At 57.0% G+C, this 14,643-nt stretch carries 7 protein-coding genes and 2 pseudogenes; 1 reads left to right on the forward strand and 8 read right to left on the reverse strand.

Annotated features, from left to right (window positions below):
- Positions 1 to 99: 99 nt before the first annotated feature.
- The 5 genes and pseudogenes from QF010_RS28290 to QF010_RS28310 form a co-directional block, all read right to left on the reverse strand.
- Positions 100 to 615, reverse strand: coding sequence for a KilA-N domain-containing protein (locus QF010_RS28290; RefSeq protein WP_429534394.1), 516 nt, complete (start codon positions 613 to 615; stop codon positions 100 to 102).
- A 57-nt stretch (positions 616 to 672) separates the two neighbouring features.
- Complete coding sequence (locus QF010_RS28295) at positions 673 to 1,314, reverse strand: ATP-dependent Clp protease proteolytic subunit (RefSeq protein ID WP_429534395.1); 642 nt, start codon at positions 1,312 to 1,314, stop codon at positions 673 to 675.
- Between the two features lie 285 nt (positions 1,315 to 1,599).
- Entirely contained in the window at positions 1,600 to 2,409 is an 810-nt protein-coding gene (locus tag QF010_RS28300) for a phage antirepressor KilAC domain-containing protein (protein ID WP_429534396.1), read from the reverse strand.
- Between the two features lie 783 nt (positions 2,410 to 3,192).
- Positions 3,193 to 3,621, reverse strand: a pseudogene (locus tag QF010_RS28305) (site-specific integrase); the annotation flags it as partial.
- A 65-nt stretch (positions 3,622 to 3,686) separates the two neighbouring features.
- Positions 3,687 to 5,042 (reverse strand): tyrosine-type recombinase/integrase, encoded by a 1,356-nt coding sequence (locus tag QF010_RS28310; RefSeq protein ID WP_429534397.1) that lies wholly within the window; start codon positions 5,040 to 5,042, stop codon positions 3,687 to 3,689.
- Positions 5,043 to 5,085: 43 nt separating this feature from the next.
- On the opposite strand from QF010_RS28310, the pseudogene QF010_RS28315 reads away from it, so the two are divergent.
- A pseudogene (locus QF010_RS28315) lies at positions 5,086 to 5,223 on the forward strand (LysR family transcriptional regulator); the annotation flags it as partial.
- On the opposite strand, the gene recD reads toward QF010_RS28315, so the two are convergent.
- The 3 genes from recD to recC are packed head-to-tail and all read right to left on the reverse strand — an operon-like array spanning position 5,220 to position 14,454.
- A complete protein-coding gene (recD, locus tag QF010_RS28320) occupies positions 5,220 to 7,322 on the reverse strand; it encodes an exodeoxyribonuclease V subunit alpha (protein ID WP_429534398.1) in 2,103 nt (700 codons plus the stop codon). The pseudogene QF010_RS28315 and the gene recD overlap by 4 nt on opposite strands.
- Positions 7,319 to 11,005, reverse strand: coding sequence for an exodeoxyribonuclease V subunit beta (recB, locus tag QF010_RS28325; RefSeq protein WP_429534399.1), 3,687 nt, complete (start codon positions 11,003 to 11,005; stop codon positions 7,319 to 7,321). Before recB ends, recD begins: the two co-directional genes overlap by 4 nt.
- Positions 11,005 to 14,454: an exodeoxyribonuclease V subunit gamma gene (gene recC, locus QF010_RS28330; RefSeq protein ID WP_429534400.1), complete on the reverse strand. Its 3,450-nt coding sequence runs from the start codon at positions 14,452 to 14,454 to the stop codon at positions 11,005 to 11,007. Before recC ends, recB begins: the two co-directional genes overlap by 1 nt.
- Between the last annotated feature and the right edge of the window lie 189 nt (positions 14,455 to 14,643).

A 14,643-nucleotide genomic window follows, 5' to 3' on the forward strand; every position in this document is an offset into this window, starting at 1 on the left:
CAGCGGCCTATTGGCTTGAGCAACCGAGGTAACTTCTGTGTGGCTAGAATGGTGCGGGGGAGATAGCTAAGATCGTCTGGTAGCTCACTGCGTTCTTCACTACGTCGTAGTATTCACCTTCGGTGCGTCTGCCTCGACTTTCTGCTCCAGTCGAGCGTTCTCTTCTACTAGGGCCTGGGCCCGCCCAATAATCGCCTGGACATACTTCAGCGGGTTATTCAGAAGATCTAGGGCGGCGTTCTCGTGGACAGCCACACCGTCAGTAACCATGCGGTCGTAGGCACGGATTACCTTTAGGTGGTACTCAGGGCTGATCCACATCGCATAGGCGTAGAGCAGTTCCTTCACTACGAAGGTGCCGCCCGTGCGACCCCGCTTGGTGATGTATGATTTAAAGCGGGGATTTCCCGTATTATCCAAACTTTCCACCAGCTTAATCGTCTCAGGCCGTCGCATGAACTCATGCAGCTCCACTGTCCGTGGGGTATGGCCGACCGTTGCGGCTTTCTGGACATCATTGAGACAATACCGGCCCTCGGCGTCTCGCTTGACGGTGATGCCATCGATTAGAACTTCTTTCGTCTGGTAGTCAGACAAACTTAAAACTTTACTCATATTTTACTAATGCCCTCCTGGGCAAATAGAGCGTCAACGAATGCCGACGCTAGTATGTTAGGCTGCGTCTTGGTTTTTCCAATATTGCAGTATTTCTTCGGTTTCTCTTGCTTTACATTCTTTGCGGTACTCATTGTACAGCGGCAAACGTTCACGCAAGTCGCCTGCAAATAAGTACAGATGCTTACCGTTGTCTAGAACGTCAATCAACTCATCCTCGATAAGAAATCCCTGGTAACTTCGCTCAACCCACTCAAAATTGACCCGCTCCATAAATGCAACACTTGCACGGATATCCGATTCTCTTCCGTAACCCGGGGCATAAGAGCATGAGTGAATCATCATCGTGCTACTGTCATATATCACCCAGTCATCGGCTTGTAGGGCAATGGCTGAAGCGACTGAGGCACATGTAAAGCCGATCTCGACTGTGATCTTTGCCTCACACTCATCCATCCGGCGGCATAGGTAGTCGCAAGTTTCCAAGCTTCCACCGGGTGATGAGAGCCGGATATACACCTCATCCTCTTCTGTTGCGCATGCCAGGATGTTAACTAGTTCGCCATACTCGTAAATCTCACCAATAGGGCTCGTAATTGGTATGGTGTATTGGGTCGCACTTCTCGCTCTTGTAATGATGTTAGTTAGATGTCGGCTGCCCTCAAGTTTAACGATTTGACTGCTAGTGTGGTATTTCATAGGTTATCTCTTTCTATTGCGGTTTTTAGGTAATGGTTGCCCGCCGCTACATGTGTTGCGTTGTGATTGGCGAGTTTATTTCTTATTAATGGTGTAGCCATTTCGAGCGCTAGAAGATGGCTGGCATGAAGTCACCAGCCATCTTTATGGTCTATTTCGTCCAGATCGGTGCATAAGGTCGTCCTGGGCTAATTACGTCCATGTCGTTAGCGCTGTGTCAGTTAGGTACCGGCATTTGGCTTAAGGGTAGACTTGGGTTTCACGCTGTTTGCCAGAACGAGTCTCTTACAATCCATCTCGGCCGTGCTTAGCAATGAACTGTTCGATCCAGATGACTCCTTTTCCTGTGAAGAAGGGAGTGGCCTTGCACTCAATTTCTCCAGTCACCTCATCCTTGTAATTTCCCCATTTTACCTGGAGTCGTCCCGCATCCTGGTGCTCTTGATATGGCTCATTAAACTTGTAGCGCTTCGACATTAGAATCTTGTGCTCACGCATATAGGCAAACAGGCGCTTCTGTCCTGTTCCAAGCGTTTTTGCAACTTGCATCACGCTGAAGAGCTGAGCCGTATCTGCCATGTCTTTATAAAACTCGACCTTCGGCGCGTTGTCCTTGACCTGCTGCTCCAGCGTAAGCACGCGCTCTGTATAACCTAGAAGCAAGTGTTGAAGGGTCGGCACGTCACTTAGGGCTTGCATTGGCGTCTTCATCTGACATTCCAGTTCGTGCCAGCGATCAATAACTTTGGCCCGCAGAGTAGCACTGTATCCAGTTAGTAGGATTTCCACCTCGCGGCGGGGGAGCTTGAAACACGGGTTACGTTTGCCATTCTCGGCTGTGTAATAGCCAGCAAACTTGCTGCCTACTCCCAAGCTGGTTAGCATTTTCCGGATGTCACGCAGCACGTCCGCATGCTTCTTCTCAGTCAACTTCGCAATCTCCAGGCTACTCATCGTGAGAGGGGCACCTGTGATACCGCTGTAATCCACAGAGGCTCCCGGAAACTGATAGGCGAAGGGTTTTCCGTTAGCCATGATGACAGCGCTAGCGGTTTGGTTGTGTGCAGCGTTGGTGTACGCGTCTTGCATTTTCATATAATTGGTAACTCTCAAAATTAGGGTGTAGCTGCCCGTCGCTACAACTTAGTAGCGTTTAATGCGGGCGATGGTAAAGATTGTCTCGCGCATTATTTCAGTACTGGGCGAGGTCAGTGCGTGTTCAGGTTGGCGCTAGGTCATAGTTCAGTCCTATAGTTTGTTGTTCGGGTTTTTCCGAGCAGCAGGAGGCTGTCACGGAAACTTAGAGTCCGTTGTATTAGTAGGGTTTGGAATCGAAGTGCTTTAATGGCTCTATGCTCAGCCATGTATGCGAGGGCGATTCTCTTATGTCATTCGTTGCTCTCCATTCTTGGTTAAGGGTGTTTCACGGGGCGAATTTATTTTGCAATTATGGCATGGCGGTTACTCGTACAATTTAAACTAGGGCTAGGAAGTCTGGAATTTGCTAAATCCCGGACACGACAAAAACCCTGTGCAGTTCCCGGTAATTTCCGAGCTCGGCAGAGAGTTGTGTTCTTACTTGTCCAATGGACCTGTTACATCTTGGCGGGGCGTGCTGCGAATCTTAGCGAGTTACTCGCGGAAGTCAATAGCCTTACGCGAAAATATTCTTGGCTCTGTACTGTCCCAGGTTCTTGTGGGCTATTTTTCTGTCTTCGTTCTCGTTGGGCGAATGTTAGCAGGGCGAAGTTTGGTGTCAACAGTTTTTTCGCGAAAGTTCGCCGTACTCCAACTAGCAGTACACTTCGATAGCGATAAGCCACCAACTTCCGCGGTCAACAAACGCTATTTTCTTGGTCCGGCGTGGCGATCTTTCCTTTATATGGGGATTTGCTTCAGTGCTTCCGTCATGGCCTTTAACGGGCTGCGACTGCCGTAGATGCTGAAGGTCACTGCACCGTCTTCGTGCCCGGCAATCCGTTTGATCAGCGAGTCCTGCACCCCGGCACCCCGCAGGTCGCCAATGAGCGTGTGGCGGAAACTGTGGAAAGCCTTTCTCGGGTCGGAGATGTCTTGCTTGGTTTTGTACCGACCGAACCACTTCGACGGTGCGTGACCAAGCTTCCCCCGCACAGCTTCCAGTTCAGGAAACAGGCGATCTGCTCCGGTGCTTCTGACTGACTCGACGTGGAGCAACAACCCCAAGTCGATCAAGGCCGGGGGCAAGGGCAGCATGAGTCGGCTGGCGTTCCTGAGGTTGTCCTTCACGACTATATCGATGCGGATGCACGGGATGCCCTGTTGGTGAGGGCATTCTGTGTCAGGTCGGGGTCGACAGGTAGGGAGGCGTCAGAATAGTCCCCAGCAAACCATCACTGATTAACGCCAACGAACAATTCCGTAAGCATCTCCGCGATGGTCGCAACGGGCACCCCTGAACCGTAGACATCAAAAGTTATCGTGCCCGACGCATGCCCCATCACGGCCTGTGCGTAAGCCGTAGGAACTCCCTTGGCCTGCATCAAAGACGCCAGCGAGTGTCGCATGGAATGGAACACCAAGCCGGGACCGAATGAATCACCAAGGGCCGCAGGGATTGCTTGTTGGTTCGCCCACTCCCCCGCTGTCTTGTAGCCAATCTGGGCTAATGAATCCGACCCACTGAGCCTGCACGCTTCGACGTACCGTAAGAACGCTGCAAGGTCGAACCCATAAGCACCGTCAGTCAACGGCACCAATCGTTCACTACGCTTGTTCTTGATTGACTTGCCCTCCCCCGCCTCGTTGATGTGGATCGCAACGATTCCCGCCTCCAGGGTCAAGACGTCACTCGTGGTCAACTGGGATATTTCGTTCAGGCGCCCACCGGTGATAGCCCCGAGACTCAGAAGCCAGCGCTTCCACGAAGTCTCAGGCAGCGTATTGGAGTAAGCCACCAGCTTGCCTACCTGATCCTGGGTAAACGCCCTACGACTCGACTCAAGGCCCTTTGTAAGCTTCAGCTTCTTGTCGTAAGACTTGGGGATGTGGCCATTTTCAACTGACCACGCAAGAACAGCTGACAGCTTAACGAGCAGCTTATTGACCGTTGAAGGCATGCGACCAGCTAAAAGGCGATCACGCAGAGCCACGAGGTCAGCCCGCGAGTGCGTCCGCATGTCCAGTTCACCGAGAGCCGCAGAGATGGTCCCGTGGCAAATCTTGGTTTCCTTCAGGGTCGATGCCTTCTGGTCCTGTGCACGGTCAGCCAAGTAGAGGCCCGAGAGAATCTCAAAGGTCATCGCTGGGGCCAATACAGATATCGATACCGGAACGTCCGCTACTGACTTCAGGGATCGCGAAGAGCTACCTACAGAACCCGAGTAGCCATCATGCAATCCGCCCCACACCTGCGTAATGTCGCCATCACGTCCAGACGCAAACAGCTCCACCGAGACAACACGGAAATGTTCTTTCAGCTTGCTCCACGAAGCATCAGCGTTATCCAAATGGAACGCCCTGACGAACCCCGCAAGCTGTTCTGAAGCGTCCAAGGCGTCCCGCCTGTTGCTCGTCTTGAGGGAAACTGAAGCGAACTCAGTGGTGCTGCCCGTGGCCCTGAGACGCATGTAGTAAATCCCGTTACGCCTGAAGTGATACGGCTTGGCGAGCCTGGTTGTCGGCTTCACGGGAACAGCGAGGTTTGTAACGGTGTTTGTAACAGCAGATCGAACTTCAAGGATACTCATGGCGGTTAGCCCCCGTATTCATTGGGTTAACCTGTATTCCTTGAAGTTCTGGATGTACTGCCGCGAGGACCTGCGCAAGCTCAAGCGGATTACCCTGTTGTGGGACTACATCCGCGCGATCACCGAGCAGAATCAGGGTCTGTTGATGGGTGAAAGTCGGGAGATGGTGTTCGCCGATTAGTTGGCGCTCACCTCATCCAATTCCAGCATCAACCCGCTCAAGCGCTTGACCTTGCGCCGCACCGCCTCTTCGAATACGCCGGAGCGAGGTTCGATCAAGGTGAACCAGTTTTTGGCCCGGGTAATCCCTGTATAAATCAATTCCTTGGTGAGTACAGGGTTCAGGGCATCCGGCAGAATCAACGCCGTATGGGCAAATTCCGAGCCCTGGGATTTGTGCACTGTCATGGCGTACACCGTTTCGACATCATTGAGACGGCTTGGCAGAACAAACCGCACGCCGCCCTGCCCATCATTACGCGGGAACGCCACACGCAACACCTGCTTCCCAACCTCTGGCCCCTCGCGCTCCGGCAGCTTGAGGGCAATGCCGATGTCGCCGTTCATCAAACCCAGACCATAGTCGTTGCGGGTCATCAGCACCGGTCGGCCTTCGTACCACTGCTGGTCGCTGTCGATCAGCCGAGCCTTGAGCAGCGCGGCGGTCACGCGTTGATTTAAACCTTCAACGCCCCACGGCCCTTTGCGTACGGCGCACAACAATTGGAAGGCGTCGAAGGCTTGCAGTACCTGGCGAGCCCAATCGGTCCAGCAGGGATCATCAAGCGTGCTGTCGAGCGGTGGTCGCAGGCTGCGCAGGAGACTCAGGTAATGGCGATACCCCTGCGGCCCATCGCCATGCCCCTCAAGCAGCAAGCGTTCCAGCGCCCGGTCTTGCTCCCCCTTGAGGGACAGGGAAAACACGTCGTCATGGCTTCGCGCTGCCAACAACTTCCGAGCTTCCTCGGGTTGCTGCTGGTTGACCCAACGAGCCAGTTGGCCGATGCCGCTGCCCTCGCCGAACCGGCGTGAATGACGCAGCATCACCACTTGCTGGGCCAGTGGATGAGTCCCTTGGGTGTCTTCCTGCAAACCGCTGGCATCCAGGTTTTCACCGCTGACCGCTTGCAGCCACAGGCGAGTCTGTGGGTTGTACCAACCAGCCTCGGCGTCGCGGCACAGGTCACCCAGAACGGCGCCGGCCTCCACCGATGCCAGCTGATCCTTGTCACCGAGCAGCACCAGACGGGCATGGGCCGGCAACGCGTCGAGCAGGTTGGCCATCATTTCCAGATCGATCATCGAGGCTTCGTCCACCACCAGGACATCCAGCGGCAAGCGATTACCGGCGTGGTGACGGAAATGTCGAGTACCGGGACGACTGCCGAGCAGACGGTGCACGGTGGTGACGTCTGACGGGATCTTCACTCGTACGGTTTCATCGACTTCCAGGGTTCTGACCTGCTGACTGATGGACTCCGTTAGTCGGGCTGCAGCCTTGCCGGTGGGTGCCGCGAGACGAATACGCAACGGCTTGCCCGCCTCCACTGCCGGCGCCTGGAGCAACGCCAGCAAACGCACGACCGTCGTCGTCTTGCCGGTCCCCGGGCCACCGGTAACGATGCTGAATGCGCTGCGGGTTGCGAGGGCACAGGCGAGTTTCTGCCAGTCAATCACTTCGCCGGGCCTGGCTGAGCCGAACAAGCTGGTGAGCCGTTGGGACAAATCATCCGGCGTGGTTTCGTGTTCCACCAGGCGTTGGCGCAGCGAGTTGTCGATACGCCGTTCGTAAGCCCAGTAGCGACGCAAGTACAGGCGTTTGCCCGATAACACCAATGGCCGATGCTGCGCCGCCTCGCGACCATCGACCGCCAATGCGACCAGACTGCTGGAGGCCAGGACCTTGCACCAATGGGCACCGTCCAGCGCCTCAAGCAATTGCGACGGCAACAACATCGCGCCACTTTGCACATCACCTTCCGGTGGCAGCGACAGGGCGAAGTCCGGTTCCTTGAGCGTCTCGAACAAGTCCAGGCACACATGACCGTGGCCCAGCTGATGACTGGCCAACGCGGCGGCCAGCAGCACCAGCGGATCGTCGCCGGGAGCCAGTTCGTGAAGAAAAGCGACGAAGGCTTTGTCCAGCGCTCGCAACCAGCCGCGCTCGACCCAGCGTGTCAGCAATAGCAGCAGATCATCGGCGCGACTCAACGGCGCCAGATCCGCCAGGCTTTCGGCGGTCAACGAAGTGGGCAGCAAATCAGCGAAAGTGCGACTCATAGCAAAACTCCCTGTTCCCAGGCGGGTTCGGCCTTGGGTTCTGGCTTACCCTGGAACAGCCGGTCCAGACGCTCGATCAACTCCCTTGGAGGCCGGGCGAAATACACGCCCTGGCTGGCCGCGCGCGTACCACGCAGGAACAGGTACAGCGCACCACCGACATGCCGGTCGTAATCGTAATCGGCAAGTCGCGCCTTGAGCTGGCGATGCAGCGCCAACAGGTACAGCACGTATTGCAGGTCGTAACGGTTGTCAAGAATCGACTGCTCCATGGCCTGCTCGGTGTAGGCCGCGTCATCGACGCCCAGCCAGTTGGATTTGTAGTCGGCGACGTAATAGCGGCCGTCGTGCTCGAACGTCAGGTCGATGAAGCCTTTGAACATGCCATTGAGCAACACCGGCTCGGCAGCCACCCGGGCCACGCCGTTGTGGGTGTATTGACGCACCAGTTCATCGAGCTTGAGCACATCGACCTTATGACTGGCGAACCAGAACTCCATCTCGACCCTGTATTGGGTGAGCTGCTCGAATACCACGGGGGGCTGCCCGCCACCGATATGCAGCGGGGACGTAAGCAGGTGCTGCAGCCAGTCGCTCAGGGCAGTTATCCAGCCCTCCCAGCCACGTCGATTGCAACGACGGGCAATGGCGTCTTCCACCGCTTGCGGCGTGGCGGCAAAACCTTCGTCACCGGCCCATTCGAGCAAACCATGAAGAAAGGTGCCGGGGTTCGGCCCACGAGGGAATCGATGGATATCAGCACCACCGGCCACCACTTCTCGTGGTGCTTGCGGATCGAGGCGTTCGTCGTCGAATAGCTTTTGCGCCTGCGGGCTCTCCGGCGCTTCATCAGTGCCCACGCTCATGCTGTCGCCAATGCGCAGGGCACTGTAGGAAGCAATCCACCAGTTTTCGCTGGCCTTGCGCTTGGGTATCAGCGGAGCAAGCAACGTCGCATCGTCGTGCGGCGGATGGTAGTGCTCGACGGTCGCTTCAGGCATTTCACCGTAGTTCAGCGCTGCACAATCCTGCTGCAGGTCTTCCAGCCACCGCTTCAAACCTGCCGACTCGGCCAATGGTGCTCCGCCGCCCAGCAGATAACCCAATGCTGACAGGTGCAGCACCGAGCTGTTGTTATTACCGCGTTTGAGATCAGTCACTCCGAGCCAGCAGGCGTGTTGCGCCCGGGTCAGGGCCACGTAAAGCAAGCGCAGATCCTCGGCAAGACGCTCATCATCCGCCTGAACTATCAACTCGGCCGTCGGCTTCAAGGTCACTTGGGCCTTGCCCGTGGCGTCGTGGTAATGCAACGGCAGACGGCTGCCATCCACCGGTTTCGCCGAGCAAATGAATGGCAGGAACACCAAGGGATACTCAAGCCCCTTGGACTTGTGAATGGTCACGACTTTGACCAGTTGTTCGTCACTCTCCAGCCGCAGGATCTGCTCTTCGCCGGCCTGACCGGACAACGCCAGATGCTCGGACAAATGACGGATCAGCGCTTGCTCACCATCGAGTTCGGCGGCGGCCTGTTGCAGCAACTCGGACAGGTGCAGCAAATTGGTCAACACCCGCTCGCCGTCGCTGCGCGTGATCAATGTCTGTGGCAGCTGGAAGTCATGCAGCAATCGCCGCAGCATTGGCAACACGCCCTGCTTGCGCCAGAGCTCGCGGTAATGGCGGAACTGCATGACCCGCGCTTCCCACGCCAGTTCATCCTGATTCAGCCGCTCCAGTTCAGCCAGCGACAGGTTCAGCGTGATGCAGGCCAATGCGGCCCGCAGCGGGCGCTCGACATCCGGCTCGGCACAGGCCTTGAGCCAGGTCAGCAGATCGTGGGCCTCCTGGGCGGCGAATACCGAGTCCTTGTCCGACAGATAGACGCTGCGCACGCCCCGGGCGGAGAGTTCGCCACGCACAGCCTGGGCTTCTTTACCGTCGCGGACCAGGATCGCGATATCCGCTGGCAGCAGCCCTCTGAAGTCCTTGCCGTCCTGTATGAAACCCGCACGACCTTGTTGCCCGCCGTTGAGCAAATCGGTGATTTCACTGGCGCAGGCGGCGGCGAGTTGTTGTCGGTACACCGCGCCGGACAGCGGCTGATCGGCGGACAAGTGCCAGATGTTCAGGGCGGGCACGACCTGGCCGTCAATGTGCAGAACTTCTTTGCGTCCTTGGGATTCGACGGGCAGGAACGGTACCGGGTTCTCACCGTTCTTTTCACGAAACAGGAACGCGCCTCGCCCCGACTCGCGAGACTCTGCACGCTCGAACACATGGTTGACCGCACTGACCATGCCATGGCTGGAGCGGAAATTCGTACCCAGGGTATGCAATCGGCCAGCGGTGGCCTGACGGGCGCGCAAGTAGGTGTAGATGTCGGCACCGCGAAACGCGTAGATCGCTTGCTTGGGGTCGCCAATCAGGAACAGACCGCATTCGGGATTGTTGTCTTCGATGCGATAGATGCTCTCGAAGATCCGGTACTGCACCGGGTCGGTGTCCTGGAACTCGTCGATCAACGCCACCGGAAACTGCTCGCGAATCAGGGTCGCCAGCCGCTCACCGCCATCGGACTGCAACGCTGCATCGAGGCGCAGCAGCATGTCATCGAAGCCCATCTCCGCACGGCGACGCTTTTCTTCCTCGAACCGTGTACCGACCCACTGGGCGGCGTGTTGCAGCACGGCGGCATCAGGAGTCGGCAATCCATCGAGACTGGCCTTGAGGCCGGGCATGGCGTCCAGCCCGGGATGACGGGGTACTTCGCCCTTCCAGGCTTCAGCCATACCTTCGGGAGTCAGGCGCGTGAATCCGGTGCCGATATCCAGTTGCTCAAGGGATTCGTCTTCAGCCCAGGCTCTGATCTTTTCGAACCAGGGTTCGAAATAGCGCGCCTGCATCTTGCGACCGTCGACGCTCTTGCTCGCAACACCCTGGTGACAGATGGCAAGCAATTCGTCCGCCCACTGGCGCCAGGGCATCTTGAGTTCGAGCAAGGCGGCCCGTCGCTCTTGCAGACACTCAGTGATCAGCTCGGCAGGCTCTTTACCTTCAACGCTGTCTCGCTCACTGGCGAACAAACCACGTACTCGCGACAGTAAAGCCGCTGGACCGCCCCAATTTCCGCGCACCCAGTTCAGCGCATCGCCTTGCATCGGGTAACAAAACAGGCGCCAGTAATCGCGCAGGACTTCGCCCAGCAAATCGCTGTGATCGGTTTCCAAGGATTGTGTAAACAGGCTGCCACTGTCGAACGCGTGTTCGCGCAACATGCGCTGGCACCAACTGTGGATGGTTGAAACGGCTGCCTCGTCCATCCACTGCGCGGCGATGTCCAGGCGGTTTGCGCACCCGGACCACTGCTCGGGAAGGTATTCCTTACGAAGCTCCGCGATAAGGCTATCGGGCGCCGGTGTTTCATCGCGAAAAAATCGCGCTGCTTCAGCAAGACGCGTGCGGATACGTTCGCGCAATTCTTTGGTTGCAGCATCGGTGAACGTCACAACGAGGATTTGCGGCGGCAACAGTTCACGTCCGAAGCCGCTCGACTCTGCGCCGTGGCCAAGGACCAGGCGCAGATAAAGCGCGGAAATGGTGAAGGTCTTGCCGGTCCCGGCGCTCGCTTCGATCAGTTGGCTGCCACGCAGGGGAAATGCCAAGGCCAGAGGTTTTGTGGTCATCAGCGCGCCTCCTCGCTGTTCAATGAACGCCAAGGCGCTTCAAGCAACGGCCGGTACAACGCGTTGCACCAATCCGGGAACGTTTCGTCTGCGGTAAGCGTGTCGTAGTCGGCGAACTGCCGTGCGAGTGCCGGGCTTTCCCGACGCTCACCATCGGTAGTCAGGCCATCGCCTTCGTACGCCTTGCGGGCTGCGGCTTGGGCTTTGACCGGATCCGTTTGACCAAGCCATGCGAAGCCGGTCTTCACCGCAATCGGCAGTGGTTGACGCATGCCGGTTTGCCAAGCCATTAACAGGTCGCCCAGAATCCGCAAGGCTGCATCCTCCTCCATCGGACCGAGCTGAAGACTGTCGTCGCTGGCCACCAACGCGGTGGTCATCGCCATACCACTGGCGCAGGCAACCAGATGATTGACCCATGGCCGTGTCAACCGATGCCATTTGCGCGACTTGATCGAGCCGATGCTGTTGGGGATTGTCGTGACTGATAGCAAACCACCGTCCGCTCGTTGATGCAGGCCGCTGAGCCAACCTTCCAGACGCAAACCCTGCAACTCCAGATTGACTGGCAGAGCGTTGGTGAGCGGTGTTGGCCATAACGACAAAAGCTGTTGGTAACGCTGCAACAGATCCGGCAACGGTTCGATTAACTCTCGCTGAAGGCATTCGCCGAATCCGGCCATGGGCAGAAGCCCACTGTTTTGCAGACGTTTAGCCTGTGCTTCCAGTACCTGGTCGGTGCTATCCAGATGTCCCAGCGCCGCTTCGAGCAAGCTGTCGCTGAGGCTGTAGCGTTGCAACGCATCGAGTACAAATGGCTCTTCATCCGCCAAGGGCACTTCAGCCGCTTCGAAGTACACCTTCAGTCGTTGACTGAAGAAATGTCGCACAGGATTACGCAGGAAGTCCTGCAGTTGACCGAGACTCAGCGGCTCTTCCTGAATGTAGGGATCAAGGACCTCGATATCAGTCGACGGCTCACTGGTTTGATGCAGTACCTGCCATTCATTCGCGTAGCTGAACAAATCATCGCCTTCATGGAAGTAGCGGGCGCTGAACGGTTGCAGTGGGTGTTCCTGAGTGATGGCCTCAAGCAGATTTTCGTCGACATCATGCAGTCGCCAACCGCTGGCCAGATGATCTCGCAACTGGCCAATCAGTACCGACGCTGGGCGTTCACTGTTATCGCGAATGCTGCGACCGACCCAGCTGATATAGAGTTGATCACGTGCCGACAACAGCGCTTCCAATAGCAGATAGCGGTCATCTTCACGTCGGGAGCGATCGCCAGGGCGGTAGTCACTGCCCATGAGGTCGAAGTCCAGTGGCGGTTGGGCACGCGGATAGTCCCCGTCATTCATGCCCAGCAGGCAAACCAGTTTGAACGGGATCGCGCGCATGGGCATCAAGGTGCAGAAGTTAACCGCACCGGCCAGAAAACGCTGGGACAGGCGGCCTTGGTCGAGGCCGGCAAGCCAGGCTTCTCGGACCACGGTCAACGGCAGTTCATCATGCAAGCCAACTGACTCGCAGGTCTCAAGCCAGGTTTCACGCAGCTCTTCGAGTTGGACCAACACGTAGTCGTCATGCTCGTTACTGGCCAGGAAAAATAACTGAACCAGTGCGTGCAATCGAAAGCCCCATTGTTTTGGAGCTGCGGGCTGAGTGAGCTCCTGGTGGGCAATCTCTAATGCGTCCAGCAACGCGACCAAAGGCCCAATGAGCGCGGCATCCAGACCTCCGATCTCGTCGTAGGGTTCGATACCCTCGCAGGCACTGGCACTGCCCACGGCATAACCGAGCAACATCCGTCGCAGGCCGAAACGCCAACTGTTTTGTTCCAGCTCCTGCGGCAGACCAAGACCCGCGCGCTGCTCGGCATTCATGCCCCAGCGGATGCCTGCGCCTTCGATCCAACGGTGCAGGGTCGGCAGATCACGTTCCTCTACACCGAAGCGAGCGCGCAGTGCAGGAACATCCAGCAAATCAAGGATCTCGCTCACGGGGAAACGGCTATCGGGCAGTTTGAGCAGATGCTCGATAGCAATCAGTAGCGGATCACGGCCACGCTGGCCTTGATCGGCGAGCGTGAAGGGAATGAAACGCGGGTCGTGGCGTTCAAGCTGAGCAAAAACCGCACGAATATGCGGTGCGTAGCTGTCGATGTCCGGGACCATCACGATCACATCGCGCGGCCTTAAGTCCGGATCAGCACTGAAGCGTGCGAGCAATTGATCGTGGAGGATCTCCACTTCGCGCTGAGCGCTATGGGCAATGTGAAAACGGATCGATTCGTCGTTTGCCGGATCGACAGCCGGCCAGCGCTCGCGAGTCTCGTTCAAGGGACGCAATTCAAGAATGTCGTCCTGCAATTGATTGAGCATGTTCTGCGGCTGGCTATCGCTGAACAGATCGATACGACCATCGCGGAATGCCGAGCGATAGCTGTTGGGATCGTCGTAGCTGTCGAGCAGATTGATATAGTCCCGCCCCTGCTTGCCCCATGCCGCCAGTAGTGGATGGGCATGCTGGTGAAGGGTTTGCGGGTCGAGCACAACCGGCATTCCGCTCTTGCGAGCCTGACGCTTGTACTGGTGCCGCAACAGGTCTTTATCGGCGACGATGTCCGCCCAATGGTGACGACACGGGTTATGCACGCAGAGCAGAACCTGGCTGAACCGGGCCAGTCCCGCCAGTGCTTCCAGGGCTTGAGCGGGCAGTGAAGAAATCCCGAAAACGATCACCCGGGAAGGTAATCCGCTGGGGGCGACGTCGAGGCTGTTGATGCGCTCGATAAACCGTTGATGGACGCCGGCTCGGCTTTGCGCCATGCCTTGTTCACCCACATCCAGCAACAGCGCACGCCACAACTCTGCCTGCCAGCAGTTAGCCGGGGTCAGAGGCTTGGTTTCGCCTCTGCCATTTCGTAATTGATGGCGACCTTCGGCCCAGTCTTCAAGCCAATCGGCCCTGTACACCTGATATTGGTCGAACAGGTCTGCCAATCGCTCCGCCAATTGATAGCGTTTACGTAAATCTGTGTCATTCGTAAGGAAGCGCTGCAGCGGTTCGAAGTGCGGTTGATTGATCAACTGCGGAAGCAGACGCATCAGACGCCAGGTCAAGGGAGCTTTATCAAGCAGGGATTTGACCGGAATTTCGTCACGACCAAGCACCATGCGATAGAGCTGCCACATAAAGCTACCCGGTAACTGCACGTCGATGGCTGCTGCGATTCCGCAGCCGCCCATGTCATCGTCTTCAGGGTCTTCAGCCAGTGCCAGCTTCAGCCATTGGGCGATGCCGTTACTCTGTACCAGGGCAATTTCATTTTCCAAGGGTGCCAAGGGGTAACGCCGCATCCAGCTGACCACCAGGCTGCGCAACTCGTCCAGGCGGTTGCCGTGAACCACCATAAAACCAGCACTGAGGGACGTCGCGTCCGGCATAAAGGCTTCCTTGGGAAAATACAAAAGCTAGGGCCGAACCTTAGCATTGTCGGGAGACTGTGACAGCCGGGAGCCGTCCGGTAATGCTGTACGAACTTTCCTGCGGACAAAACAAAACCCCTACCTGCATACGCAGATAGGGGTTTCGGAATTTAATCTTGACGATGACCTACTCTCACATGGGGAAAC

This window comes from Pseudomonas silensiensis (assembly GCF_050434865.1).
GTDB lineage: Bacteria > Pseudomonadota > Gammaproteobacteria > Pseudomonadales > Pseudomonadaceae > Aquipseudomonas > Aquipseudomonas fluorescens_W.